Source organism: Shinella sp. WSJ-2, assembly GCF_003432075.1.
GTDB lineage: Bacteria > Pseudomonadota > Alphaproteobacteria > Rhizobiales > Rhizobiaceae > Shinella.
In genome coordinates this window covers 277,500-301,994 of record NZ_QWBU01000001.1, presented here as the reverse complement: position 1 = coordinate 301,994, position 24,495 = coordinate 277,500, and the positions used below count along the sequence as shown (strand labels likewise).

General features: G+C 62.9%; 26 protein-coding genes. 19 read left to right on the top strand and 7 right to left on the bottom strand.

What is annotated here, in order from left to right:
- Positions 1-981: an adenosylcobinamide-phosphate synthase CbiB gene (gene cbiB, locus D0Y60_RS01450; RefSeq protein ID WP_117366355.1), complete on the top strand. Its 981-nt coding sequence runs from the start codon at positions 1-3 to the stop codon at positions 979-981.
- A gap of 152 nt (positions 982-1,133) precedes the next feature.
- On the top strand, positions 1,134-1,562 hold the full coding sequence (locus D0Y60_RS01445) for a L,D-transpeptidase (RefSeq protein ID WP_117366354.1): 429 nt from the start codon (positions 1,134-1,136) through the stop codon (positions 1,560-1,562).
- Between the two features lie 7 nt (positions 1,563-1,569).
- Here the strand turns inward: D0Y60_RS01445 and D0Y60_RS01440 are convergent, their stop codons facing one another.
- Positions 1,570-2,295, bottom strand: coding sequence for a Crp/Fnr family transcriptional regulator (locus D0Y60_RS01440; protein ID WP_117366353.1), 726 nt, complete (start codon positions 2,293-2,295; stop codon positions 1,570-1,572).
- Between the two features lie 209 nt (positions 2,296-2,504).
- Here D0Y60_RS01440 and hemN point away from each other — a divergent pair, with 209 nt between their 5' ends.
- The 8 genes from hemN to D0Y60_RS01400 all read left to right on the top strand — a co-directional run bounded on the left by hemN (position 2,505) and on the right by D0Y60_RS01400 (position 10,287).
- Positions 2,505-3,854 (top strand): oxygen-independent coproporphyrinogen III oxidase, encoded by a 1,350-nt coding sequence (hemN, locus tag D0Y60_RS01435; RefSeq protein ID WP_117366352.1) that lies wholly within the window; start codon positions 2,505-2,507, stop codon positions 3,852-3,854.
- A gap of 129 nt (positions 3,855-3,983) precedes the next feature.
- Positions 3,984-4,262, top strand: coding sequence for an acyl carrier protein (locus D0Y60_RS01430; protein ID WP_117366351.1), 279 nt, complete (start codon positions 3,984-3,986; stop codon positions 4,260-4,262).
- 121 nt (positions 4,263-4,383) lie between these two features.
- The gene (locus tag D0Y60_RS01425; protein ID WP_117366350.1) at positions 4,384-4,866 is read left to right on the top strand and encodes a 3-hydroxyacyl-ACP dehydratase FabZ family protein; all 483 of its coding nucleotides are present in this window, start codon (positions 4,384-4,386) and stop codon (positions 4,864-4,866) included.
- Position 4,867: 1 nt separating this feature from the next.
- The gene (locus D0Y60_RS01420; protein WP_117366349.1) at positions 4,868-6,058 is read left to right on the top strand and encodes a beta-ketoacyl-ACP synthase; all 1,191 of its coding nucleotides are present in this window, start codon (positions 4,868-4,870) and stop codon (positions 6,056-6,058) included.
- 10 nt (positions 6,059-6,068) lie between these two features.
- Positions 6,069-7,355 carry a beta-ketoacyl-ACP synthase gene (locus D0Y60_RS01415; RefSeq protein ID WP_117366348.1) on the top strand — a complete coding sequence of 429 codons (1,287 nt, stop codon included), beginning with the start codon at positions 6,069-6,071 and terminating at the stop codon, positions 7,353-7,355.
- A 13-nt stretch (positions 7,356-7,368) separates the two neighbouring features.
- Entirely contained in the window at positions 7,369-8,397 is a 1,029-nt protein-coding gene (locus D0Y60_RS01410) for a zinc-binding dehydrogenase (protein ID WP_117366347.1), read from the top strand.
- A gap of 10 nt (positions 8,398-8,407) precedes the next feature.
- Positions 8,408-9,337: a lipid A biosynthesis lauroyl acyltransferase gene (locus D0Y60_RS01405; RefSeq protein WP_117367015.1), complete on the top strand. Its 930-nt coding sequence runs from the start codon at positions 8,408-8,410 to the stop codon at positions 9,335-9,337.
- A 239-nt stretch (positions 9,338-9,576) separates the two neighbouring features.
- Positions 9,577-10,287, top strand: coding sequence for a PAS domain-containing protein (locus D0Y60_RS01400; protein WP_117366346.1), 711 nt, complete (start codon positions 9,577-9,579; stop codon positions 10,285-10,287).
- Positions 10,288-10,290: 3 nt separating this feature from the next.
- On the opposite strand, the gene D0Y60_RS01395 is transcribed toward D0Y60_RS01400, so the two are convergent.
- Positions 10,291-10,773 (bottom strand): hemerythrin domain-containing protein, encoded by a 483-nt coding sequence (locus D0Y60_RS01395; protein ID WP_117366345.1) that lies wholly within the window; start codon positions 10,771-10,773, stop codon positions 10,291-10,293.
- Between the two features lie 210 nt (positions 10,774-10,983).
- Here D0Y60_RS01395 and ccoN point away from each other — a divergent pair, with 210 nt between their 5' ends.
- The 4 genes from ccoN to ccoP are packed head-to-tail and all read left to right on the top strand — an operon-like array spanning position 10,984 to position 14,379.
- On the top strand, positions 10,984-12,606 hold the full coding sequence (gene ccoN, locus D0Y60_RS01390) for a cytochrome-c oxidase, cbb3-type subunit I (RefSeq protein WP_117367013.1): 1,623 nt from the start codon (positions 10,984-10,986) through the stop codon (positions 12,604-12,606).
- A gap of 11 nt (positions 12,607-12,617) precedes the next feature.
- Entirely contained in the window at positions 12,618-13,349 is a 732-nt protein-coding gene (gene ccoO / locus D0Y60_RS01385; RefSeq protein WP_117366344.1) for a cytochrome-c oxidase, cbb3-type subunit II, read from the top strand.
- A gap of 11 nt (positions 13,350-13,360) precedes the next feature.
- On the top strand, positions 13,361-13,513 hold the full coding sequence (locus tag D0Y60_RS01380) for a cbb3-type cytochrome c oxidase subunit 3 (RefSeq protein ID WP_117366343.1): 153 nt from the start codon (positions 13,361-13,363) through the stop codon (positions 13,511-13,513).
- Between the two features lie 2 nt (positions 13,514-13,515).
- The gene (gene ccoP / locus D0Y60_RS01375; protein ID WP_117366342.1) at positions 13,516-14,379 is read left to right on the top strand and encodes a cytochrome-c oxidase, cbb3-type subunit III; all 864 of its coding nucleotides are present in this window, start codon (positions 13,516-13,518) and stop codon (positions 14,377-14,379) included.
- A gap of 48 nt (positions 14,380-14,427) precedes the next feature.
- Here the strand turns inward: ccoP and D0Y60_RS01370 are convergent, their stop codons facing one another.
- The 4 genes from D0Y60_RS01370 to D0Y60_RS01355 form a co-directional block, all read right to left on the bottom strand.
- Positions 14,428-15,165 carry a GGDEF domain-containing protein gene (locus D0Y60_RS01370; RefSeq protein ID WP_117366341.1) on the bottom strand — a complete coding sequence of 246 codons (738 nt, stop codon included), beginning with the start codon at positions 15,163-15,165 and terminating at the stop codon, positions 14,428-14,430.
- A 116-nt stretch (positions 15,166-15,281) separates the two neighbouring features.
- Complete coding sequence (locus tag D0Y60_RS01365) at positions 15,282-15,638, bottom strand: VOC family protein (protein ID WP_117366340.1); 357 nt, start codon at positions 15,636-15,638, stop codon at positions 15,282-15,284.
- The gene (locus D0Y60_RS01360; protein WP_117366339.1) at positions 15,635-16,051 is read right to left on the bottom strand and encodes an SRPBCC family protein; all 417 of its coding nucleotides are present in this window, start codon (positions 16,049-16,051) and stop codon (positions 15,635-15,637) included. Before D0Y60_RS01360 ends, D0Y60_RS01365 begins: the two co-directional genes overlap by 4 nt.
- 64 nt (positions 16,052-16,115) lie before the next feature.
- On the bottom strand, positions 16,116-16,871 hold the full coding sequence (locus D0Y60_RS01355) for a helix-turn-helix domain-containing protein (RefSeq protein ID WP_158565368.1): 756 nt from the start codon (positions 16,869-16,871) through the stop codon (positions 16,116-16,118).
- Positions 16,872-16,992: 121 nt separating this feature from the next.
- Here D0Y60_RS01355 and ccoG point away from each other — a divergent pair, with 121 nt between their 5' ends.
- From ccoG to gndA, 5 genes are all read left to right on the top strand, one after another.
- A complete protein-coding gene (gene ccoG, locus D0Y60_RS01350; protein WP_117366337.1) occupies positions 16,993-18,564 on the top strand; it encodes a cytochrome c oxidase accessory protein CcoG in 1,572 nt (523 codons plus the stop codon).
- Entirely contained in the window at positions 18,564-19,064 is a 501-nt protein-coding gene (locus tag D0Y60_RS01345; RefSeq protein ID WP_117366336.1) for a FixH family protein, read from the top strand. Before ccoG ends, D0Y60_RS01345 begins: the two co-directional genes overlap by 1 nt.
- Positions 19,061-21,355, top strand: a complete 2,295-nt coding sequence (locus tag D0Y60_RS01340) for a cation-translocating P-type ATPase (protein ID WP_117366335.1) — start codon at positions 19,061-19,063, stop codon at positions 21,353-21,355. The genes D0Y60_RS01345 and D0Y60_RS01340 overlap by 4 nt, the downstream gene beginning before the upstream one ends.
- Positions 21,352-21,507, top strand: coding sequence for a cbb3-type cytochrome oxidase assembly protein CcoS (gene ccoS, locus D0Y60_RS01335; RefSeq protein ID WP_117366334.1), 156 nt, complete (start codon positions 21,352-21,354; stop codon positions 21,505-21,507). The genes D0Y60_RS01340 and ccoS overlap by 4 nt, the downstream gene beginning before the upstream one ends.
- Before the next feature lie 171 nt (positions 21,508-21,678).
- Entirely contained in the window at positions 21,679-23,109 is a 1,431-nt protein-coding gene (gene gndA, locus D0Y60_RS01330) for an NADP-dependent phosphogluconate dehydrogenase (RefSeq protein ID WP_117367012.1), read from the top strand.
- A gap of 40 nt (positions 23,110-23,149) precedes the next feature.
- Here gndA and D0Y60_RS01325 read toward each other — a convergent pair whose 3' ends face one another.
- A complete protein-coding gene (locus tag D0Y60_RS01325) occupies positions 23,150-24,193 on the bottom strand; it encodes a LacI family transcriptional regulator (RefSeq protein ID WP_117366333.1) in 1,044 nt (347 codons plus the stop codon).
- Positions 24,194-24,495 lie beyond the last annotated feature (302 nt).

Sequence of the window (24,495 nt, the reverse complement as noted above, 5' to 3'; positions counted from 1 at the left end):
ATGACCGCGACACTGCTCATCCTCTTTCTTGCGCTGATTCTCGACCGCCTCGTCGGCGATCCGGACAAACTGTGGCGGCGCGTGCCGCATCCGGTCGTGCTGTTCGGCCGGGCGATCGGCCTCGTCGACAAGCTGTTCAATGGCAAGCGTCTCTCGGCCGATACGAAACGCTTCAACGGCGCGGCCGGCATTGCTGGGCTGTTGGCGGCGAGCCTGTTTTTTGGGCTCATTCTGCATGCGCTGCTGGGGCGGCTCGGCCCGCTCGGTTTCGCGCTGGAGGTCATTATCGTCGCGATCTTCCTTGCCCAGAAGAGCCTTCACGATCACGTGCGCGCCGTCTCCCGGGGCCTCAAGCGCGGTGGCCTCGATGGCGGACGCCAGGCGGTGTCGATGATCGTCGGGCGTGATCCGGCGACGCTCGACGAACCGGCCATTTGCCGGGCCGGTATCGAAAGTCTTGCTGAAAATTTTTCCGACGGCGTCGTTGCGCCCGCGCTGTGGTATGCGCTGCTCGGCCTGCCCGGCCTCTTCGCCTACAAGATGCTGAACACCGCCGATTCCATGATCGGCCACAAGAATGCGAAATATCTCGATTTCGGCTGGGCCTCCGCCCGGCTCGACGATCTGGCTAACTGGCCGGCAGCGCGCCTGTCCATCGTCTTCATCGCGGCCGGCGCCTGGCTCCATAAAAGCAAGGCGGCGGCGCGGGCGGCTGTCGGCACGGCTTTGCGTGACGCGGGCCTGCACCGTTCACCGAACTCCGGCTGGCCCGAAGCGGCCATGGCGGGCGCCCTCGGCGTCGGCCTTGCCGGCCCACGCATCTATGGCGGCGTGCGCGTCGATGAGCCCATGATGAATGCCAGCGGCCGCACCGTCGCAACCGTCGCCGATATCGATCTCTCCTTGCGGATATTCTACGGCGCCTGCGCCGGACTTGCCGTTTTCGTATTGGCTCTAGCACTGCTGACGGCTTTTCTTTGAAAGCGCGGCGACGCGATCGATAAAATTTTACGCCTTAACTTCGTTTTCTTTTCCCCACCTCCGTCAATATTGCGGAAGGTTGAAACGTTTATATTCTGTCTCGTCGTGAGACATGGTTTCAAAGCCATGCAAAAACGTTTTGAGGGGAAGTCATGCGTACCTTGTTTGCGACCGCGGTCGCGTTCCTTCTTGTTTTATTCCAAACCGAAGTTGCCCTTTCCGCCAATCTCGTGGCGCAGGTCAGTCTTTCTTCACAAACCATGGTCGTTACTCAGAACGGCATGGTAAAATATCGCTGGCGCGTTTCCACCGGCCGCAAGGGCTATGGCACGCCGACCGGCACCTGGTCGGCGAAATGGGCCTCGCGCAACCACCGTTCGCGCAAATACAATATGGCGCCGATGCCGTTCGCGGTGTTCTTCAAGGGTGGCTATGCGGTGCACGCGACCTATGAGACGAAGCGCCTGGGTCGCCCGGCCTCGCATGGCTGCGTTCGCCTGCATCCGGACAATGCGGCGACCTTCTTCCAGATGGCCAACCGCAACGGGCTGTCCAACACGAAGATTGTTATTACGCGTTGAGACCCAATCAATCGTTGCCGGCGTAGCGCATCAGGCGGTCCATGTCGGGAACGGTGACATGCCGATTGTTCTCGATGCGGATGACGTTTTCCTTGCGCAGCTTGGTGAACTGGCGGCTGACCGTTTCGATGGTCAGCCCGAGGAAATCGGCGATATCGGCGCGCGAGAGCGGCAGGTCGAAGGCCGACATGTCGACGCTTTCGGGGTCGATATGGGTGGCGATCAGGTAGAGGAAGCTTGCGACCTTTTCCTGTGCCGTCTTGCGGCCGAGCGTCAGCATCCAATCGCGCGCCTCGTCCAGTTCCTTCAGCGCCTGCTGGTGCAGCATATGCTCCAGCTCCGGCGTCCGTTTGACGAGCCGGTCGAGCACGTTGCGCGGGAAGTTGCAGACTTCGCTGTCGGTGGCGGCTTCCGCCGTGATGGCGCTTTCGGTGAGGAAGGGGCGGCCTAGGAAATCGGGCGCGAATTGCAGGCCGACGATCTGCTGGCGGCCGTCCGCCATCACCTTGGTCAGCTTCACCACGCCGCGCATGATGTTGGAATAGTTCACGACCGTCTCGCCCTGGCCGATCACTTCGGCGCCGGTCTCCAGCCGATGGCGGGAGGAGTGCTTGTTGAGCTCGGTCAGCTGCTCGGCCGTCAGCGCGCCGCAGACGCCGCCGTGACGTGCCTCGCAGGCGCGGCAGACGACGGGAATGTCGGAATTGTGGATATCCCGGCGGCGAACTTCCATGGCGGTTTTCCTTCTCGCCCGGCGGCTAAGCGGCGCAACATTGCCGTGCTACCGCACGCAGCCGTGAACATAAAGCGTGCCGTCTCGCGGCAAAATAGCGCTTCCTGACTATTGTCAAATGCTAGCGCAACCAATCCGCTTTGCACTTGATCAAAATCAAATGGCGTGCGGGTTCTTCGGGTTATTTCCTGCGCAAGCAGGAGAGACCCATGCAGGATACCCTCGTCGAACGCCTTTCATCACCGGTTCCGCGCTATACAAGCTATCCGACCGCCCCGCACTTCAACGAAAGTATCGGGCCGGAGGTCTATGCCGACTGGCTGTCGACGCTGACGCCGGCGAATCGCCTCTCGCTCTATGTGCACATCCCCTATTGCGACCGGCTTTGCTGGTTCTGTGCCTGTCACACCAAGCAGACGCTGCGCTACGAACCGGTCGAGGCCTATCTCAAGGGGCTTCACGCCGAGATCGCGGCCATCGGCGGCCGTGTGGATCGTGCCGCGCCGGTCACGGCGCTGCATTTCGGCGGTGGTTCTCCCACGCTGCTGCGGCCTGATGACCTGCGGGCATTGAAAGCCTGTCTGAAGGAGAATTTCAGCTTTGCCGGCGGTGCCGAGATTTCCGTCGAGATGGATCCGAACGATCTTGATGAGGAACGGCACGATGCGCTCGCCGAAATCGGCATGACGCGCGCCAGCCTCGGCATCCAGGATTTCGATCCCCGGGTGCAGACGGCGATCAACCGCATCCAGACCTTCGAGCAGACGCGCGGCGTGGTGGAGGCGGCGCGGGCGCGAGGCGTGCGCTCGGTCAATTGCGACATTCTTTACGGGCTGCCGTTCCAGACCATGGAGACTCTTGCGGAGACCGTCCGCGCCGTCACGTCGCTTTCGCCCGATCGGGTTGCACTCTTCGGCTATGCACATGTGCCATGGATGAAGAAGCATCAGACGATGATCGACGAGACCGCTTTACCCAGCATTCGGGCGCGATTCGAGCAGATGCGGATGGCGGGGGAAATGCTGATCGCGGCAGGATACGAGGCCGTCGGCATCGACCATTTCGCTCTACCCAACGACCGTTTGGCGATGGCCGCTCGCAATGGTACGCTACGCCGCAATTTTCAGGGCTATACCGATGATCAGGCCGATGCCCTGATCGGGCTTGGTGCATCGGCCATCGGCCAACTGCCGCAGGGTTATATCCAGAACATGCCGGCGACGGGCGAATATCTTCGCCGGGCGGAGGAGGGCGGTCTTGCCGCCGTGCGTGGCTATTCGCTGACCGAAGAGGACCGCGCCCGCGCTTATGTCATTGAACGTGTCATGTGCGATTTCGGCTTTTCCTTCGCGGATGTCGCCGACCGGTTTACGGCATTTGCCGGCGTCCTCCGGGCAGAGGCGAAGGCCTTTGCCGCGTCCGACAGGGATGGTCTCTGCCGCATCGAAGAGGGAGGCTTCCGGCTGACACTGGCGGGGCAGCCCTTTGCCCGCATCGTTGCTGCGGTCTTCGACGCGCATCTGGCAAGCGGCCGTGGGCGGCATTCCGTCGCCGTTTGACGCTCCGGGCGGCCATGTTGTTTGCGCAACACAGCCGTGTGCACTACGCTGGTCCCTCATCAAACCCATTGGCAATCGCGTCTGTTTTCCCTATAGGATCGGCCAACTATAGATTCATGAGGTACGGGCGTGACTGCTACATTCGATAAGGTTGCCGATATCATTGCTGAGACGAGCGAGATCGATCGCGAGACAATCACGCCCGAGAGTCACACCATCGACGATCTCGGCATTGACAGCCTCGACTTCCTCGACATTGTTTTCGCAATCGACAAGGAATTCGGCATCAAGATTCCGCTGGAAAAGTGGACGCAGGATGTCAACGAAGGCAAGGTCGCGACGGAAGAGTATTTCGTGCTGAAGAACCTCTGCGCGAAGATCGACGAACTGCGGGCCGCCAAGGCCTGAGGCGAGACCGTCCGGCTGCGTTTCGCGGCTCTGTTCCGGACGATCCCGGTGCACAGGACCTATGGCCTGCCGTCTTCGGCAGGCCTTTCGATTTCCGGACCCCGCCAGGGACGATAATCCGATGCTGCTTGAATATTTCCAGATGATCGATCGCGTGGAGGCTGTTGACGGCGCGCGCCGCGTGCTCACCGCCCGCTCGGTCGTTCCGTCCAAAAGCCCTGTCTTCGAGGGGCATTTTCCCGGCATGCCGCTCGTTCCGGGTGTGCTGCTCATCGAGACGATGGCGCAGGCCTCCGGTTTCCTCGTGTTGGCCGCTACCGATTTCGCGGCCATGCCATTCCTGATGAGCGTCGACGGCGCCAAGATGCGTACCTTCGTCGAGCCGGATGCGGTGCTCGACATCGAGGCCGTGCTCGAGCATGACGGTTCGGGCTATGCCGTGACCAAGACGCGGATTACATCCGCCGGCAAGAAGGTTTGCGATGCGCAGCTGAAATTGCGCACCATGCCCTTTGCCGAAGTGCCGCTGGCGGACATCGTGCGCAAGCGTGCGGGCGAGGTGGGTTTGTTCGAGGCGCTCGCGGCGTCTGCTGAGGGGAACTGATATGGCCAACAACGATGTGGTGATCACCGGCGTCGGCATCGTCACCTGTCAGGGTGTCGGGGCCGAGGCGCATGTGGCGATCCTCGGTGGCGCGGCGGCGCCGGAGACCAAGATCGATACGGAGCGTTTCGCCCCCTATCCGGTGCATCCGATGCCGGAAATCGACTGGAACCAGCAGATCGCCAAGCGCGGCGACCAGCGCCAGATGGAAAATTGGCAGCGCCTCGGCGTCTTCACCGCGGGCCTTGCGCTCGACGATGCCGGCTTCAAGGACGATGCCGAAGCCTGCGGCACCATGGACATGATCGTGGCGGCAGGTGGTGGCGAGCGCGACATCGCGGTCGACTCGCTGATCGTAGACGAGGGCCTGAAGCGCAACGACCGCGAACGCCTGCTCAACGAGAAGCTGACGACGGAACTCAGGCCTACACTCTTCCTGGCCCAGCTCTCCAACCTGCTCGCCGGCAACATTTCCATCGTGCACAAGGTCACCGGCTCCTCGCGCACCTTCATGGGTGAGGAAGCCGCCGGTATCAGCGCCGTCGAGACCGCTTTCCACCGCATTCGCGCCGGCCAGTCGACGCATACGCTTGTCGGCAGCGCGCTGGTGGCCGAGCGGCAGGATGTCATTCTGCTTTATGAAGCCATCGGCGCCCATGCGACCGGTGGCTGGACGCCGCTCTGGTCGCGTGACGAAAAGGCCGGCGGTGGCATCATTACGGGGTCGGCCTCGGCCTTCCTCATCCTTGAATCCCGCGAACATGCGCAAGCCCGCGGCGCGCGCATCTATGCGACGATCGACGCCATCGGCGGCGACCGTGGCTCGCGCGACGAAGGCCGTCTGGAAGCCCGCCTAGATCGTCTCGCCGAGAGTGCGGATGCTGAGGGAACCGTCGTGTTCTCCGGCGCCTCGGGCGCGCATGAGACGACGGCGCGTGAAAAGGCATGGCTCGGTCAGCGTTTTGCCGGCAGTGCGGTGCGCGGCTATAGTGCCGTGACGGGGCAGGCGCTCGAAGCGCAGTTCCCGCTGGGCCTTGCGCTAGCCGCGCTGACGCTGGGTGCCGGCGTTAAAGTCGCCCCGTTCGATGCGACGGCCGAGACTGCCATGGCGGCAGCCGCCAGGAAGGCGGTCGTCACGACGGTCGGCCATTCGCGCGGCGAGGGCGTCGCAATTCTTAGCGCAGAGAAGTGAGGGTCCGGCCATGACGAACGCCGCTTACAGGGATCATCTGGGTCGCCCCATCGTCGCCGTCACCGGCATGGGCGTCGTCACCTCGCTCGGGCAGGGTCTCAAGGACAACTGGACCGCGCTGACGGGCGGCGTCTCCGGCATCCACGGCATCACCCGCTTCCCGGTCGATGGGCTGAACACGCGCATTTCCGGCACGGTCGATTTCATCACCGTTCCCACCGAAAATCCGGTCGAACGCTCCTACGCCTATGCGCGCGAGACGACGGACGAGGCGCTGGCGCAGGCCGGTCTCTCCGGCGACTTCGGCGGCCCGCTGTTTCTTGCCGCCCCGCCGATCGAGCCTGACTGGCGCGAGCGTTTCGAACTCGCTGATCGCGCGCCGCCGTCGCAGCGTCCGGGCGATGCCTATGACCGCTTCCTCGCCGTTCTGCGCGACAAGCCGGAACCAGCGCTGCACGAAGCCTGGGCCTTCGGCTCGATCTCCGAGCGCCTTTCCGACCGCTATGGCACGCGCGGCCTGCCGGTCACGCTGTCGACCGCCTGCGCCTCGGGCGCGACGGCCATCCAGCTCGGCGTTGAGGCGATCCGCCAGGGTCGGACCGATCGCGCGCTGACCGTCGGCACCGACGGTTCGGTGACGGCCGAAGCGCTCATCCGCTTTGCGCTGCTCTCCGCACTCTCCACCCAGAACGACCCGCCGACCAAGGCCTCCAAGCCGTTCAGCAAGGACCGCGACGGCTTCGTCATTGCCGAGGGTGCCGCGACGCTCGTGCTGGAATCGCTGGAATCGGCCATTGCCCGCGGCGCCAAGGTGCTCGGCATCCTCAAGGGCTGCGGCGAGAAGGCCGACCATTTCCACCGCACGCGCTCCTCGCCGGATGGCGGCCCGGCCATCGCGACGATCCGCGCGGCGCTGGAAGATGCCGGCATCGACGAGAGCAGCATCGGCTACATCAATGCCCACGGAACTTCGACGCCGGAGAACGACAAGATGGAGTATCTCTCCATGTCGACCGTCTTCGGCGACAAGCTCGCCAGCATTGCAGTCTCGTCCAACAAGTCGATGATCGGCCATACGCTGACGGCGGCCGGCGCGGTCGAGGCGGTATTCTCGATCCAGACCATGCTGACCGGGACGCTTCCGCCGACGATCAACTACACGAACCCCGACCCGACGATCCAGCTGGACGTCGTACCGAACGTGAAGCGCGACAAGCAGGTTTCGGCGGTTCTCTCCAACTCCTTCGGCTTCGGCGGCCAGAACGCCAGCCTCGTGATGACGGCCGAGCCGGCCTGATAGGAATAAGACAATGCGTGCCCTCCAGCTTCTCGACGACCGCAAGCTCGAACTGACCGATATCCCGGAACCCGAGGCCCCCGGCCCGGGTGAAGTGACATTGCGCGTCAAGGCCGTCGCCCTCAACCATATCGACGTCTGGGGCTGGCGCGGCATGGCGTTCGCCAAGCGCAAGATGCCGCTGGTCATCGGTGCGGAAGCCGCCGGCGTCGTCGAAACACTCGGTCCGGGCGTCTGCAGCGTGCTGCCCGGCCAACTCGTCTCGATCTACGGCGCGCGGACCTGCGGTCTCTGCAAGCCCTGCCGCGAGAAGCGCGACAATCTCTGCGAACATGTCGGCGGCGTGCATGGCTTCCATCTCGATGGCTTCGCGCAGGAGAAGGTGAACCTTCCTGCCCGCCTGCTCGTCCCGGCACCGCCCGGCGTCGATGCGGTCGGCGCGGCGCTTGCGCCCGTCACCTTCGGCACAGTCGAACATATGCTGTTCGACAACGCCAAGCTTCAGCCGGGCGAGACGATCCTTGTCCATGCCGGTGGTTCGGGCATCGGCACGGCAGCGATCCAGCTTGCCAAGAAGATCGGCTGCACTGTCATCACCACCGTCGGTTCGAATGACAAGATCGAGAAGGCCAAGGCGCTGGGTGCCGACCACGTCATCAACTACCGCGAAGACCGCTTTGAAGGCGTCGTGCGCAAGCTGACCAAGAAAAAGGGCGTGGACGTCGTCTTCGAACATGTCGGCAAGGACACCTGGGCGGGCTCCATGCTCTGCATGAAGCGCGGGGGCCGCCTCGTCACCTGCGGCTCCACCTCGGGCGTTTCCACCGACATGAACCTGATGATGCTGTTCCAGCAGCAGCTCAAGCTGCTTGGCTCCTTCGGCTGCCGTATGGAGAACATGGCGGATGCCATGCAGAAGATGGCGCAGGGCCTCGTGCATCCGGTCATCGATACGGAAGTGACTTTCGACGGCATCGCAACCGCACTCGAGCGCATGGAATCGCGCCAGATCTTCGGCAAGATCGTCCTCAGACTGGATTGATCCGATGAAGATGCTCGTCACACGCCTCGTCCTGGCGCTGCGCAACACCAAGGACTGGCTGGTGGCGCAGTTCGCCTTCGGCCTGCTCAATCTTCTCAAACTGTTTCCCGCGGACGGAGCGATTAACTTCGCCGACCGCCTCGTGCGCTGGATCGGCCCGAAGACGAGCCGGCACAAGCTGACGCTGACCAATCTGCGCAATGCCTTCCCGGAAAAATCCGAGGCCGAGATCGAGGCGATCGCGCTCGACGCCTGGGGCAATATGGGCCGGCTGGCCGCCGAATATGTCTTCCTCGACAAGTTGTTCGACTTCGATCCGGAAAGGACGACGCCGGGCCGCATCGAGGTGTCCGGCATCCCGCTTTTCGTGGATCTGCGCGACAATCCGCGCCCCTTCATCGTCTTCACCGCCCATAGCGGCAATTTCGAGCTGCTGCCGGTGGCCGGCGCGGCCTTCGGGCTGGATGTGACGGTGCTGTTCCGCCCACCGAACAATCCTTATGTCGCCGACAAGGTTTTCGAATTTCGCCGGGCCCGCATGGGGCATCTCGTGCCGTCGCATGCCGGATCCTCCTTCACGCTGGCGCGCAAGCTCGATGCCGGTGGGCCGGTGGGCGTGCTTGTCGACCAGAAATTCACCAAGGGCCTGCCGACGAAATTCTTCGGGCGCGACGTGCAGACCAATCCGCTGCTGGCCAAGCTGGTGCGTCAGTTCAATTGCGAGGTCTATCCGGCGCGCTGTATCCGCCTGCCGGGCAATCGCTATCGGCTGGAGCTGGAACCGGCAATGGACATCCCGCGCAAGGAAAACGGCGCCGTAGATGTCGAGGCGACCGCGCAGATGCTGAATGACAAGGTCGAGCAGTGGGTGCGTGAATATCCAGGCCAGTGGCTCTGGTATCATGACCGCTGGAACATCAAGCGCACCCTTATTACTTGAGTGCTTATGATTTTTTTCTTTGCACTCATTTTTGAACGTGTTCATTATTTGCGAAACACGTAATTTTATCAAATATGGGTTTGACATCCTCCCCCGCGCTGTTACCATTTCGCTAATGTAAGCGCTTTGGACAGCGGGATTCAGAGGGGTGACGATCAAAATCGTATCTTATTTCCGGACAGATTGAATAATGTAAGTGATCAAATTGCTGTAGATTTCAGCAATTCAGGGAGCATGAATTGAAAGCTCTTGTAGAGTTGTTCTGGTTTAAGTATTCGCAACTCCAGCATGCAATAAAGACTGGGAATGAGAGACTCATTTCCATGCTGGACAGGGAAATCGAACCGGCTCTGGCAGCCGTACTGCACAAGGAGGCGACAGACGCTTCCGAGCTCAAGATCCAGTTCCAGTTCGTGGTGGATCTTCTTCGCGAAGAGGCGGAGGACAAGGCCTGCGTGCTCCGGCAGGCACACAATTTCAAAATTCTGCTGGATCGCTATTTCGGCACTGAAGAGGCCGCGCGACCTTTTCGCGTGGAATTGCCCGACACCGGCCGCCCCGTCATGTCGCCGCGCGTGATGGAGGATGGCCTCATCAACGAGGCGATCCTCGACAGTCTGCCCGACCGCGTGGCGGTCATCACGACAGATTACCGTTACCTCTACTCTAACCCGCTGAATGCGAGCAGTTTCAGTGAGAAACCGATCGATCTCGTCGGCCGCCACGTCGTAGAATTTATCGGCATTCAGCGCTTCGAGGGGCGCGTGAAGCGACATCTAGACCGCTGCTTTGCCGGCGAGATTGTCGAATACGATTATCTGTCGCCGCGAAGGGGTTCGGCGATCACGCGCTGCCGCATGACGCCGTGCATGTCGGCCGCCGGAAACGTGCTGGGTGCCATCCTCGTCTTGCAGGACGTGCTTGAAACACGAGGGCCAATCGCGGCGTGAGCACTATGACGCCAGCCGGTCTGCGCGCAGCATGAACTGCTGTTCGAAGGCGATGTGACGCCGGATCGATTCGAAGAAGCCGCGGAGCATATAGCCCGCGGCTTCTGCGTTTACCGTGCCGTCGCCGCTGCCGAGCCGTGTCAGCGTGTCGGTCAGCTCTTCCGCAAAACATTCATCCTCGACATGCTCGAACTTCAGCCGGGCGATGGAGGAGGCGAGCTCATTGTTGTCGGATGCTTGCCGTTCCAGCAACGGAAAGACGGTTTCCTCTTCATAGCGATGCACGCCGTTTACCAGCGGAATCAGTGACTTGGCGGCATACATGCATTTCTGCCGGTTGATGTTGGCCGGCAGGCTGTCGGCGATCTCCTCGAGCGCCGCGCAGAGCGTCAATTGCGCGTCATGGGCTTTTTTCAGCCAGTCGAGCGAAGCGGCATCCGTCGGGCGATCCGAAAGCAGCCGGGCAATACCGTTGTAATCCGTCATCTTGTTTTCCCTCGTTGGGGGAGGGCCGCGGCCTTTCGACGACGCGCGGCTGCGTCAACCTGTCCTTTGATGCCGCCGGCTTCCTTCCTCCGCCTTGATCCACATCAAGGATGCTTCCGCGCGCATCTGCGAAGGCTCAACCGAGCGCAAAGGCCGATTCCGCTCGGGAGCCGGCCGACGCGGGACCTTGACGAGTTGGGGGATGCCAACGTGAAATACATGACAGAAACGATTGTCCTGGCGGTCGGCGCGTTCCTTGCGCTGCTCGGCGCGGCCTTTGCGCAGGACAAGCTCTTCGAGGCCCATATGTGGGTCCTCTTCTTCGTGCTGCTGGCCAGCACGCTCGTGATGGTGCGGCGCGTTTCCTTCGCGCCCGCCGTCGCCGTCGCATCATCCTCCGGGGACGAAGGCTATTTCGACGACGTCATCAAATACGGCGTCATCGCCACGGTGTTCTGGGGCGTCGTCGGCTTTCTGGTCGGCGTGGTCATCGCGCTCCAGCTGGCTTTTCCCGATCTCAACATCGAGCCCTGGCTGAATTTCGGCCGCACGCGGCCGCTGCACACCTCGGCGGTCATCTTCGCCTTCGGCGGCAATGCGCTGATTGCCACCTCGTTCTATGTCGTGCAGCGCACCTCGCGCGCCCGCCTGTTCGGCGGCAATCTCGGCTGGTTCGTGTTCTGGGGCTACCAGCTCTTCATCGTCATGGCCGCCACCGGCTATCTGCTCGGCATTACGCAGGGCAGGGAATATGCCGAGCCCGAATGGTATGTCGACCTGTGGCTTACCGTCGTGTGGGTCGCCTATCTCATCGCCTTCCTTGGCACGATCATGACCCGCAAGGAACCGCACATCTATGTGGCGAACTGGTTCTTCCTGTCGTTCATCGTGACGGTGGCCATGCTGCACATCGTCAACAACCTGGCCGTCCCGGTCTCGTTCCTCGGCGTCAAAAGCTACTCGGCCTTCTCGGGCGTCCAGGATGCGCTGACCCAATGGTGGTACGGCCACAATGCCGTGGGCTTCTTCCTGACGGCTGGCTTCCTGGGCATGATGTACTATTTCGTGCCCAAGCAGGTGAACCGCCCGGTCTATTCCTACCGCCTGTCGATCATCCACTTCTGGGCGCTGATCTTCATGTATATCTGGGCCGGCCCGCACCACCTGCACTACACGGCGCTGCCCGACTGGGCGCAGACGCTCGGCATGGTTTTCTCGATCATGCTCTGGATGCCCTCGTGGGGTGGAATGATCAACGGCCTGATGACGCTCTCGGGCGCCTGGGACAAGATCCGCACCGATCCGATCGTGCGCATGATGGTCATGGCCATCGCCTTCTACGGCATGGCGACCTTCGAAGGACCGATGATGTCGATCAAGTCGGTCAATTCGCTCAGCCACTATACGGACTGGACCATCGGCCACGTTCACTCGGGTGCCCTTGGCTGGAACGGCCTCATCACCTTCGGCGCGATCTACTTCCTCGTTCCGAAGCTCTGGAAACGCGAGCGGCTCTACTCGATCCGCATGGTCAACTGGCACTTCTGGCTCGCGACCCTCGGTATCGTCGTCTATGCGGCCGTCATGTGGGTCGCCGGCATCCAGCAGGGTCTGATGTGGCGTGAATACGACGAGCAGGGCTTCCTGGTCTATTCGTTCGCCGAAACCGTCGCTGCGATGTTCCCCTATTACGTACTGCGTGCCGTCGGCGGCGGGCTGTTCCTCTTGGGGGCGCTCATCATGGCCTACAACGTGACCATGACAATCCTCGGCTACCAGCGTGACGAAGCCCCGATCCCGGGTGCCGCACCCGCGCTCCAGCCGGCCGAATAGGAGGGGACACCATGTCCATTCTTGACAAACACGCGATCCTCGAACGCAACGCGACGCTTCTCCTCGTCGGCTCGCTTCTGGTCGTCACCATCGGCGGCATCGTCGAGATCGCCCCGCTGTTCTACCTCGAAAATACCATCGAGAAGGTGGAGGGTATGCGGCCTTATTCGCCACTCGAACTGGCGGGCCGCGACATCTATGTCCGCGAGGGCTGCTACGTCTGTCATAGCCAGATGATCCGGCCGTTCCGCGACGAGGTGGAGCGCTACGGGCATTATTCGCTGGCGGCGGAGTCGATGTACGACCATCCGTTCCAGTGGGGTTCGAAGCGCACGGGGCCGGATCTCGCCCGCGTCGGCGACCGCTACTCGAACGAGTGGCATGTCCAACACCTGGTCGAGCCGCGCTCGGTCGTGCCGGAATCGGTGATGCCGAGCTACGCCTTTCTCAAGGAGACGCCGCTCGAGGTGAAGAACGTCTCGATGCATCTGTCGGCCAACCGCGCCGTCGGTGTGCCCTATACCGACGAGATGCTCGAAAACGCCGAGGCCGACATGAAGGCGCAGGCCGATCCGAATGCCGATACGTCAGGTATCGAGGGCCGTTACCCGAAGGCCAAGCTCGGCGATTTCGACGGCGACCCGACGAAGCTCACCGAAATGGACGCGCTCGTCGCCTACCTGCAAATGCTCGGCACGCTTGTGGACTTCTCCACCTATGACGATGCCGCCGGTTATCGCTGAGGAGGCCGCTCATGGAAACCTATACCGCCATGCGCCACTTTGCCGACAGCTGGGGCCTTCTCGGCATGACGCTGTTTTTCCTCGCCGTCGTCGTCTTCACCCTTCGCCCCGGTGGCCGCAAGGCCGCCGAACGGGCCGCTGAAATCCCCCTCAAGGAGGACTGATCATGGCCGAGAAACACATTGACGAAATCTCGGGCGTCGAAACCACCGGCCACGAATGGGACGGCATCCGCGAACTGAACAACCCGATGCCGCGCTGGTGGGTCTGGACGTTCTACATGACGATCCTCTGGGCCATCGGCTACACCATCGCCTTTCCGGCCTGGCCGCTGATCTCGGACACCACGAAGGGCATGCTCGGCTGGTCGAGTCGTGCCGATATCGCGACGGAACTCGCCGAGGCCAAGCAGGCGCAGTCGGCCTTCACCGACCGCATCGCAAAATCCTCGTTGCAGGAGATCCTGGCCGATCCTCAGCTCTCGCAGTTCGCCGTCTCGGGCGGGGCCTCGGCCTTCAAGGTCAACTGTGCGCAGTGCCATGGCTCGGGCGCGGCGGGCGGTCCGGGTTTCCCGAACCTCAACGACGACGACTGGGTCTGGGGCGGCACGGTGGAGGATATCTACCAGACCATCGCCCACGGCATCCGCCATCCTGGCGATGATGAGACCCGCACCTCGGAAATGCCGGCCTTCGGCGAAATCCTCGAGCCTGACCAGATCAAGCGGGTCGCCGCCTATGTCGTCAGCCTGACCGGTAAGCCGTCGGATGTCGCCCTCGTCGAGCCCGGCAAACAGGTCTTCGCCGACAATTGCGCCGCCTGCCATGGCGAGGATGCCAAGGGCAACCGCGAGATGGGCGCGCCCGATCTTGCCGATGCCATCTGGCTGAAGGGCGAGGGCGAAGCGGCCATCGCCGCGCAGGTCCGTTCGCCCAAACACGGCGTCATGCCTGCCTGGCTTCCCCGCCTCGGTGACCCCGCCGTCAAACAGCTCGCGGTCTTTGTCCATTCGCTGGGTGGCGGCGAGTAATCTGCCGGAGGAGTGCAAACAGGAAGGCCGCGGTTTCCGCGGCCTTTTTCATGCGACCACCATATTCCTGCCCGCCGATTTCGCGCGGTAGAGATTGCGGTCGGAGGCGGCGAGGGCTTCTGCCGGATTGAAGCGGGGCGCGCAGTGGAAGGCGCCGATGCTTATGCCCAGCGGGATGCGCTGGCCGGAGGGCGAGAAGAGGTCGATGGCTTCGACCGCCTCCCGCACCGTCTGGGAATGGTCGAGCATGCGGTCAGGTGAGGCGGCATGCAGGAAGATCGCAAATTCCTCGCCGCCAAGCCGCCCGACGATATCGCCGTCCTGGGCAAGTCCCGAGAGCAGGGCGCCGACAAGAGCGAGCGCCTCGTCACCCGTCGCGTGGCCGAACCGGTCGTTGACCGACTTGAAATGATCGACGTCGAGGAACAGCAGGCCTCCATGCGTACCGGCCTGGCTCAGCGCTTCCAGTTCGCCCATGAAGGTCGCGCGGTTGAGCAGTCCGGTGAGCGCATCGCGCCGTGCCTGATGTTGCAGGCGGGCATAGGCTTCGGCCAGTTCGTCGCGGGCAGCCGCGAGCGCCGTATTGGCCGAACGCAGTTTGGCGCCGAGGTAAAAATGCGCGAAGGAGGCGGGGATGGAGATGACGATCGGGCAGACGATCGTCATGACGAGCCCGGCGCCAGCGACCTGGCCGCCCATGAGCGGCACGAAGGCGAAGCTGATGAGAAGCGACGCCAGTGTGGAGAGCACGGCGACCGCCAAGGTCTTGCCGATGATTGTGTACATGAAACAGGCCCGCGTGCGGTTGATCGCAGGCCTGCCATAGGAGCGTCCGATTGAAAAAGCCTGAATTCCTTCGTTAAAAGGCGTCAGGGCGATCACATTGACGTAAGGAAGGCGATTTACCGATCGGACCAGACCGCGAGTTCGTAGCCGTCGGGGTCGGCGAAGTGGAAACGCCGGCCGCCGGGGAAGGAGAAGATCGGCTTTTCGATCGTCCCGCCGGCCTGTTCGACGCGGCTGAGTGCGTCTTCCAGATCATCGGCAAACAGGATGACGAGCGGTCCGCCCTTGGCGGAGACGGGCGCGAGCGTGGTGAAGCCGCCGGTGAGGCGGCCGTCCTGGAATTCGCAATATTCGGGGCCGTAATCGGTGAAGGTCCAGCCGAAGGCGCCGCTGTAGAAGGCTTTGCTCTTCGCGATATCGGCGACGTTGAATTCGATATAGTCGATCTTGCGATCGGCACCCTTGCCACTCATCGCGGGCTCTCCTTGTCTTCCATCAGTCTTTTCAGCGTCTCGAGGTCGCGGGCGATATGCGCCGCATCCGACTCGAAGGCTGTATCGTCCATATCCGGCTGGCGCAGCAGCGTGAACATCACTTCCGCCCCGTCGCCGTTCGGCACGACGCGCAGCGCGTTGTCGACCACGAGGCCATCAGGCAGCGTCACCCGGTGATCGATGACGCCGAAATCGTTTTCCGGCGCAAACCGCACGCGCACATTGCCGATCGGGCCACCATCGGCGATCCAGTCCTCGCCGTCGCGCGTCAGGCCGGCAGCAAGGCCGGAGGCCCAGAGCGGCATGTTCTCCGGCCGGGCGGCGAAGGCATAGACCGCGCGCCAGTCGCGCTGGATAGTCCGGTGGATGATACGGGCGGTTGTGGTGGGCATCGATTGTCTCCTGTTGGCGCGATCCTACGCGATCGGGAGCCGATGTCTTGAACGAAACGGACAATCAACTACGCATCTGCCGCAGAATTTCGCTGGGCGTCAGGCTGGTCAGGGAGAGCACGTCTCGGTTCATATGGGCCTGATCGGCAAAGCCGGTTTCGGCCGCAAGATCGGCAAGCGCGATCTTGTGCTCGCCGATCCGGCCAAGCACTTTTTGAAGCCGCAGGATGCGCGCCAGCGTCTTGGGGCCATAGCCGAATTCGGCGGTGCTGATGCGCCGCAGGGTGCGCTCCGTCACGCCGAGGGCTGTGGCAAGGCCTTCCGCCGGCAGGCGCGTGCAGAGCGCTTCCAGCGCGGCGGCATCGTGGCGCATCGCCGGCAGATCGCCCATCTCCGCGGCGAAAATGTCTCGCAGCAGCCGAAGCCGCTTCATCGCACCGTCAGCGGCCAGCAGGCGGTCATGATGGGCGTTGAAGCCACCCCGCCGCAGATCGTCGAAGGCCACGACCTTGCCGGTGAGGGCATCGAGATCGCAGCGCAGCAGATGGCGCGCAATGCCCGGCTTGAAGCGCAGGCCGAGGATCGTCGCGCCGGGGTGCAGCGGTGGAAAAGCGGCCGTGCGGTCCGGCCCGGCGATCATGAAGCCATTTTCCGTCCACAGCAGATCGACGCAGCCATCCGGCACCACGGCGACGCGTGCAGCAACGCCATCGACCGGCGCGCTGTGCAGCCAGGCGCAGCGAACGGCGCCGGAAAGGGCACCGCCGACCGCGAATTCGCGGTAGTCGCCATAGCGTTTGGCCAGCATCGTGCCTGTCATTCCTGTCCTTCCGTGCGGCAACCCGCCACGCCGCTCCCTGCTCAAAACTTGACGTAGATCAACGATAGCGCGGGCCGTTGGCGTCATTGTGGTGGCACAACGACAGGTGCGGCCGAGTCCCATGCAGAAAAATACCACCACGATCTACAATTCCATCGAACGCCACGATGCGGAGCCCGTCAACTCGGCAAAGGTGCGCAAGCCGCTTTACGAGAAGCGCAAGAAGATTTTTCCCAAGCGCGCGGAGGGCCGTTTCCGGCAGTTCAAGTGGCTGGTGATGCTGATTACGCTCGGCATCTACTATCTCACGCCGTGGATCCGCTGGGATCGTGGCCCGCATGCGCCGGATCAGGCCGTTCTGGTCGATCTCGCCGGCCGGCGTTTCTATTTCTTCTTCATCGAGATCTGGCCGCAGGAATTCTTCTTCGTCGCGGGCCTGCTCGTCATGGCGGGTTTCGGGCTGTTTCTCGTCACCTCGGCGGTCGGCCGTGCCTGGTGCGGTTATGCCTGTCCGCAGACCGTCTGGGTCGATCTCTTTCTCGTCGTCGAGCGCGCCATCGAGGGGGATCGCAATGCCCGCATCAAGCTCGATACCGGCCCCTGGACCTTCGACAAGCTCTGGAAGCGGGTCAGCAAACACGCCACCTGGCTGGTCATCGCGGTCGCGACCGGCGGCGCGTGGATCTTCTATTTCGCCGATGCCCCAACGCTGCTCGTCGATTTCGTGACCCTCAAGGCGCCGCCCGTCGCCTATATCACCGTCGCCATCCTGACCGCTACGACCTATGTGCTCGGCGGCCTGATGCGCGAGCAGGTCTGCACCTATATGTGCCCCTGGCCGCGCATCCAGGCGGCGATGCTGGATGAAAGCTCGCTTGTCGTGACCTATAACGACTGGCGCGGCGAACCGCGCACCCGCCACGCCAAGAAGGCCGTGGCATCAGGCGAAAGCGTCGGCGATTGCGTGGATTGCAATGCCTGCGTCGTCGTCTGTCCCATGGGCATCGACATCAGGGACGGCCAGCAGATGGAATGTATCACCTGCGCGCTCTGCATCGATGCCTGCGACAATGTCATGGACAAGATCGGCAAGGAGCGCGGCCTGATCGCCTATGCGACCCTGTCGGATTATGCCGCCAATATGGCGCTGGCGACAGCAGGCGGCAGCGAGCCGATCGATCCCAAGCGCGTGCGTGATGCTGACGGTCAATTCGATGGCAAGATCAAGCACTTCGACTGGCGCATCATCTTCCGCCCCCGCACGCTCCTCTATTTCGGCATCTGGTCGCTGGCCGGTCTGGCGCTGCTCTTCGCGCTCCTGTCGCGGGATCGGCTGGATCTCAACGTCATCCACGACCGCAATCCGCAATTCGTCGTCGAATCGGATGGCTCGATCCGCAACGGCTATGCCGTGAAGCTGCTCAACATGATCCCCGAGCCGCGCGTCATCACCGTCTCGATCGAAGGCATGCCCGGCGCGACGATGAAGATTGCCGGTCATGACGGCGCTGACAATCGCAGCGTCGATGTGCCCGTCGATCCGGACAAGGTGACGGCGCTGCGCGTCTTCGTCACCCTGCCGAAGGAGAAGCTTGCCGAGGCCGCCGAAGGGTTCCAGATCATCGCCGAGGACCGGCAGGGCCACGAGCGCGACGTCTATTCCGCCAATTTCAACACGCCGGGAGCAAAGTGATGGCCACGCAGCAGAAACAACAGCAGGGCTTCGTCTTCACCGGCTGGCACATGCTCGGCGTCATGGTGCTGTTCTTCGGAACGATCATCACCGTGAACCTCATCATGGCCTGGAACGCCTCGCACAGCTGGAGCGGCCTTGTCGTGCAGAACACCTATGTCGCCAGCCAGCAGTTCAACGGCAAGGTCGCCGAGGCCAAGGCTTTTGCCGCAAGCGGCATTGAGGGCAATCTGGTGATCGAGGGCGGGCGCATCACCTACCACGTCGTCGATGCCAAAGGCGAACCCGTCATCGCCAACGACATCGCCGCGACCTTCAAGCGCCCGGTCGATGAGCGTGAGGACTTTACGCTGGCGCTCACGCCGAAGGGGCCGGGGCTGTTCGTCGCCGAGCGCGACATCATGGCCGGCCAGTGGATCGTCGATATCAGCACGAAGCGCGACGGCACGAAGGTCTTTCACCAGACGGTGCGCACCGTCGTTGCGGGAGGCGTGAAATGAGCTGCTGCGCGCCCGGCACGGAAGGCATTCTGGATGCGGAGCGCGCCAATCATGCGCTGCCGTCGTCCGAGGAACTGATGCTGGCCAGCCGCCCACTTGGCGAGGGGCTGCGCCAGAGCGATCTCAGTGTGCCCGGCGTGCATTGCGGCACCTGCATCACGACCGTCGAAGGCGCGGTGAGTGCGTTGCCGGAAGTGGTGCGCGCCCGCGTCAATCTCTCGACCCGCCGCGTCTCGGTAGTCTGGAAGGAAGAGGTTGCGGGGCGCCGCACCGATCCGCAGGCCATTGCCGCCGCCATCGCCGCGACGGGCTATGACGCACATCTCTTCGCGCTGGGCGCGGAAGGCGACGACCGCCTGCGGAACCAGCTGATCCGTGCCGTCGCCGTCGCCGGTTTCGCGGCGACCAATATCATGCTGCTCTCGGTCTCCGTCTGGTCGGGCGCCGAGGATGCGACGCGCGATCTCTTCCATTGGATTTCCGCCTTCATTGCCGGCCCGACGCTGATCTATTCCGGCCGCTTCTTCTACCAGTCCGCCTGGAATGCGCTGCGCCATGGCCGCACCAATATGGATGTGCCGATCGCGCTTGCCATCACGCTGTCCTATGCCGTGTCGCTCTGGGAAACGTTGCACAGCGCCGAGCATGCCTGGTTCGATGCCACCGTCAGCCTGCTGTTCTTCTTGCTCATCGGCCGCACGCTCGATCATGTGATGCGCGACCGCGCCCGCTCGGCCATAACGGGCCTTGCCCGTCTTTCGCCGCGGGGTGCCATGGTCGTGCGTCCGGATGGCAGCCGCGACTATCGCCCAGTCGACGAGATCGCCGTCGGCGAACATCTCTCCATCGCTGCGGGCGAGCGCATCCCCGTCGATTGCCGCGTGCTCTCAGGGCTAAGCGATGTCGATCGCTCCATCGTCAACGGGGAGAGTGATCCGCTTGCCGCGCAGCCCGGCACACAGCTCGAGGCCGGGGCGATGAACCTAACCGGCTCGCTGCTGGTGGAGGCGGTTGCGACCGCACGCAATTCCTTCCTGTCGGAAGTCATCGGCCTGATGGAGGCTGCCGAAGGGGGCAGGGCGCGCTACCGCCGCATTGCCGACCGCGCCGCGCAGATCTATTCGCCGGCCGTGCATCTCCTGGCGCTCGTCTCGTTCCTCGGCTGGGGCTTTTATGACGGTGACTGGAAACATGCCATGCTGGTCGCCATCGCGGTCCTGATCATCACCTGTCCTTGCGCGCTCGGCCTTGCCGTGCCCGTCGTGCAGGTCGTGGCGGCCGGTCGGCTGTTTGCCGGTGGCGTGATGGTCAAGGACGGCTCCGCCATGGAGCGCCTTGCCGAAATCGACACCGCCGTCTTCGACAAGACCGGCACGCTGACGCTCGGCAAGCCGCGCCTCGTCGATCGCGACAAGGTCAATCGCGCCAACCTCGCGCTGGCCGCCGCTCTTGCCGCCCATTCGCGCCACCCGCTCTCGCTTGCTTTGGCCGGTGCCGTCAGCGGCCCGATGCCGGTCGTCGACGCCGTCAGGGAAGTCGCCGGCGGCGGCCTTGAGGCGGAAACCCCGCAGGGCCTGCTGCGCCTCGGCAACCGTGCCTTCACCACCGGAAAGGCCGTGGACGGCGAGGCGGGGCATGGGCTTTCGGAAGTCGTGCTGTCGCGCAATGGCGAGGTACTGGAAACCTTCCGCTTCGAGGATGCCGTGCGCACCGGAGCCGACGAGACGATCCGTACCCTCAAGCAGGAAGGCATCGCCATGGCGATCCTGTCGGGCGACCGAGCGCCGGCCGTCGGACGCATTGCCGATGCGCTTGGCATCAGCCGCTGGCGCGCTGCGCTCTCGCCGCGTGAAAAAACCGAGGCTGTCGCTGAGCGCGCCGCTAGCGGCCATCGCGTGCTGATGGTCGGCGATGGCATCAATGATGCGCCGGCACTCGCCGCCGCCCATGTCTCGATGGCACCTGCGACCGCGGCGGATGTCGGCCGCCAGGCTGCCGATTTCGTTTTCCTGCATGAAAGCCTTGAGGCCGTGCCCTTCGCCTATGAGACCGCGCGCCGCGCCGGCCATCTCATCCGCCAGAATTTCGCGCTCGCCATCGGCTACAATGTCATCGCGGTGCCGATCGCCATTCTCGGCCATGCCACGCCGCTGATCGCCGCCATCGCCATGTCGACGTCGTCAATCATCGTGGTGGTCAATTCGCTTCGCCTGCGCGGCCGGCTTCCGGCCTTCGCGGCGCGCGGGGCGAACGAGGCCCGCCCGGCCCGACCCCTGGTGCAAGCCGCATGAACACGCTGATTTTCCTCATCCCAATCGCGCTCTTCCTCGGCGCACTCGGCCTCGGAGCCTTCCTCTGGTCGCTGAAGAGTGGCCAGTATGACGATGTCGAGGGGGCCGCCTGGCGCGTGCTCGACGATGGCGACGACCGGCCGGCGCGGTGATTTCAAACCATTCTAAAAACGCTGTTTCACCAAACATTTGCTTGTCGTAAATCGATTTGAATGCCAAAACACCAGCGCTGGAGCACAGCTCCTGAATGCTCTTTTCGCGCGGCGTTTTCGGCATCGAGCCGGAAGACTTCCCCCGCCGCGCCATCCTACGGAGGTATGAACGTGGCACAGGCGGAAATCGGGCTTATCGGTCTCGGTGTTATGGGATCGAACCTTGCGCTCAACATTGCCGAGAAAGGCAACAAGATCGCGGTCTTCAACCGCACGGTCGCGCGCACCAAGGAATTCTACGAGGAGGCCGGCGACCTCAAGGGCCAGATCGTGCCCTGCGAAACGATCGAAGAGTTCGTCGCCGCCATCCGTCCGCCGCGTCCGATCATCATCATGATCCAGGCCGGTGCGGCCGTGGACCAGCAGATGGAACTGCTGCGGCCCTATCTCGAAAACAACGACATCATGATCGATGCCGGCAATGCCAACTTCCGCGACACGATGCGCCGCTTCGATGCGCTGAAGGATTCCGGCCTGACCTTCATCGGCATGGGGGTTTCCGGCGGTGAAGAGGGCGCGCGCCACGGCCCGTCCATCATGGTCGGCGGCACGGAAGCCTCCTGGAAGCGCGTCGAAAAGGTGCTGACCTCGATCTCCGCCAAGTACAATGACGACCCGTGCGTCGCCTGGCTCGGCGAAAACGGTGCCGGCCATTTCGTCAAGACCATCCACAACGGCATCGAATATGCCGACATGCAGATGATCGCCGAAATCTACGGCATCCTGCGTGACGGCCTGAAGATGGGCGCGTCGGAGATTGCCGACGTCTTTGCCGAGTGGAACAAGGGCCGCCTCGAATCCTACCTCATCGAGATTTCTGCAAAGGTGCTGGCCGCCACGGACCCGATCGCCGGTGGTCCGATGGTCGATATGATCCTCGACAAGGCCGGCCAGAAGGGCACCGGAAAATGGTCCGCCATCGAGGCCCAGAACATGGGCGTGCCGGCAACCGGCATAGAGGCCGCCGTTGCTGCCCGCTCCATCTCCTCCTTCAAGAGCGAGCGTGAAGCGGCCGAGAAGATCCTCGGCCTGCCGGATGTGCCCGCCCTTCAGGTCGCCGATAAGGCTGCTTTCATCAAGGACCTCGAAAGCGCGCTTCTCGCTGGCAAGATCGGCGCCTATGCGCAGGGCTTCGCCGTGATGGCCGCCGCCTCGAAGGAATATAACTGGAACCTGCCGATGCCGACGATTGCCAAAATCTGGCGCGCCGGCTGCATCATCCGCTCGCAGTTCCTCGACGAGATCACCAGCGCCTTCACCAAAGCGCCGGATGCAGCAAATCTCATCGTTACCCCGGCCTTCGCCACGATGGTCAAGGACACGGACGCGGCGCTCCGTCGCGTCGTCTCCGCCGCCGCCCTGCATGGTCTGCCGGTTCCAGCGCTCGCCTCGGCCCTCGGCTATTTCGACAGCTATCGCCGCGGCCGCGGCACGGCCAACATCATCCAGGCCCAGCGCGACTTCTTCGGCGCCCACGGCTTCGACCGCCTCGACGGTGCCGACAGCCATCACGGCCCGTGGGGTTCGGGGCTTAACGCCTGATAATGAAAAGGCCCGGTCGCGAGACCGGGCCTTTTGCTTTTCAGATATGTTCCGTCGGGATTGGATAGCTCAATGTCTGAAGCTCTTCCGGCGGAATGCCCTCGATGCGGGCGATGACGGCCTTGGCGAGTTCCCGGCCGGCGAGGCGGATGTCCTCGCGCATGGTCGACACCTCCGGCCGCAGCCATTGCAGGAACATGTGCGGTTCCTTGGAGACCATGTCGATGTCATGGCCGAGCTTCCTGCCGGTTGCCTCCAGCGCCGCGATGAGCGCCACCGCGCCTCCGCCGCTGCCGGCGACGATGCCGTCAGGGGCATCCGGGCCGCTGAACAGGGTTTCTGCGGCCTTGCGGATATCGACGAGATTGTTGTCGAGATTGACGGTATTGAACGGAATCGCCGTCGCACCGAAATCGCGAACACCGCGTTCGAAACCGCCGTGCATGTGCAGATAGAAGGTCAGATAGGGCGGCGGCTGCAGCAGCACCAGGCGCTTGCGGCCCATTTCGGTGAGCTTGCGCACGGCCTCATAGGCAAAGCGCTCGTTGTCGAAGTCGTGATAGGGGTGCACGAGCCCCATTTCCGTGCGGCCATGCGTCACGAAGGGGAAGTTGCGTTCCATCATCAACGTGACGCGCGGGTCCTTCGGCTCAGTGCGGGAGATGATGACGCCGTCGGCGGCCCCGGTCTCCAGGACGTAGCGCACGGGATCGAGCGCGTTGCCCTGGGTCCGGTATGGCGTCACGACCAGATGATACTGCGTCGAGGCCAGGATCTCCGAGATGCCGATCACCATCGGGCTTGTCAGGCCCATGATCTCTTCCTCGAGGCTGAGGATCAGGCTGATGACATTGGTCTTGCCGGTGCGAAGGCGTACGCCGGCGCGGTTCGGCTGATAGCCGATCTGCCGCGCGACGAGGCGCACGCGCTCCTTCGTCTCGGCGCTGATGTCGGAAGCGTCTTTCAGGGCGCGGGAGACGGTGGTGATGCCGAGGCCGGTCATGAAGGCGATCGTCTTCAGCGTCGGCCGTTCATTGGGGGGCGGAAGCGCTGCCGCCTGGCCCTCGCTCTTCTTGTTGTCCATCCCCTGCCTGCACCTCTCCATATGAGCGGCCGGTTATACATCTTTTAACCCCGGCCGCTACTCCCTCCAGAAGATGGCTATAAATCTGTAACGATACAGGTTGTTTGTCGAGGTGAAATTTCCTGAAATTTGTAGATGCCGTTATTTGGGCAGTGTATTGCGCCGCAAATCGATAATTTATGCACTTGCGAAGGCCGCGTCATGCGTTTGATCGCAGAATTTTAGATTTATTGTTTATATTCAATTATTTATATATATTCCTATGTTCTTTCAGAGGTCGAGTTTTGTGCGATAAGTTGCCG

Bases quoted from the DNA above. Each gene is read 5' to 3' on its own strand.
- cbiB (WP_117366355.1), top strand. From the start codon at position 1: ATGACCGCGACACTGCTCATCCTCTTTCTTGCGCTGATTCTCGACCGC.
- D0Y60_RS01445 (WP_117366354.1), top strand. From the start codon at position 1,134: ATGCGTACCTTGTTTGCGACCGCGGTCGCGTTCCTTCTTGTTTTATTC.
- D0Y60_RS01440 (WP_117366353.1), bottom strand. From the start codon at position 2,295: ATGGAAGTTCGCCGCCGGGATATCCACAATTCCGACATTCCCGTCGTC.
- hemN (WP_117366352.1), top strand. From the start codon at position 2,505: ATGCAGGATACCCTCGTCGAACGCCTTTCATCACCGGTTCCGCGCTAT.
- D0Y60_RS01425 (WP_117366350.1), top strand. From the start codon at position 4,384: ATGCTGCTTGAATATTTCCAGATGATCGATCGCGTGGAGGCTGTTGAC.
- D0Y60_RS01420 (WP_117366349.1), top strand. From the start codon at position 4,868: ATGGCCAACAACGATGTGGTGATCACCGGCGTCGGCATCGTCACCTGT.
- D0Y60_RS01415 (WP_117366348.1), top strand. From the start codon at position 6,069: ATGACGAACGCCGCTTACAGGGATCATCTGGGTCGCCCCATCGTCGCC.
- D0Y60_RS01410 (WP_117366347.1), top strand. From the start codon at position 7,369: ATGCGTGCCCTCCAGCTTCTCGACGACCGCAAGCTCGAACTGACCGAT.
- D0Y60_RS01405 (WP_117367015.1), top strand. From the start codon at position 8,408: ATGCTCGTCACACGCCTCGTCCTGGCGCTGCGCAACACCAAGGACTGG.
- D0Y60_RS01395 (WP_117366345.1), bottom strand. From the start codon at position 10,773: ATGACGGATTACAACGGTATTGCCCGGCTGCTTTCGGATCGCCCGACG.
- ccoO (WP_117366344.1), top strand. From the start codon at position 12,618: ATGTCCATTCTTGACAAACACGCGATCCTCGAACGCAACGCGACGCTT.
- D0Y60_RS01380 (WP_117366343.1), top strand. From the start codon at position 13,361: ATGGAAACCTATACCGCCATGCGCCACTTTGCCGACAGCTGGGGCCTT.
- ccoP (WP_117366342.1), top strand. From the start codon at position 13,516: ATGGCCGAGAAACACATTGACGAAATCTCGGGCGTCGAAACCACCGGC.
- D0Y60_RS01370 (WP_117366341.1), bottom strand. From the start codon at position 15,165: ATGTACACAATCATCGGCAAGACCTTGGCGGTCGCCGTGCTCTCCACA.
- D0Y60_RS01365 (WP_117366340.1), bottom strand. From the start codon at position 15,638: ATGAGTGGCAAGGGTGCCGATCGCAAGATCGACTATATCGAATTCAAC.
- D0Y60_RS01360 (WP_117366339.1), bottom strand. From the start codon at position 16,051: ATGCCCACCACAACCGCCCGTATCATCCACCGGACTATCCAGCGCGAC.
- D0Y60_RS01355 (WP_158565368.1), bottom strand. From the start codon at position 16,871: ATGACAGGCACGATGCTGGCCAAACGCTATGGCGACTACCGCGAATTC.
- ccoG (WP_117366337.1), top strand. From the start codon at position 16,993: ATGCAGAAAAATACCACCACGATCTACAATTCCATCGAACGCCACGAT.
- D0Y60_RS01345 (WP_117366336.1), top strand. From the start codon at position 18,564: ATGGCCACGCAGCAGAAACAACAGCAGGGCTTCGTCTTCACCGGCTGG.
- D0Y60_RS01340 (WP_117366335.1), top strand. From the start codon at position 19,061: ATGAGCTGCTGCGCGCCCGGCACGGAAGGCATTCTGGATGCGGAGCGC.
- ccoS (WP_117366334.1), top strand. From the start codon at position 21,352: ATGAACACGCTGATTTTCCTCATCCCAATCGCGCTCTTCCTCGGCGCA.
- D0Y60_RS01325 (WP_117366333.1), bottom strand. From the start codon at position 24,193: ATGGACAACAAGAAGAGCGAGGGCCAGGCGGCAGCGCTTCCGCCCCCC.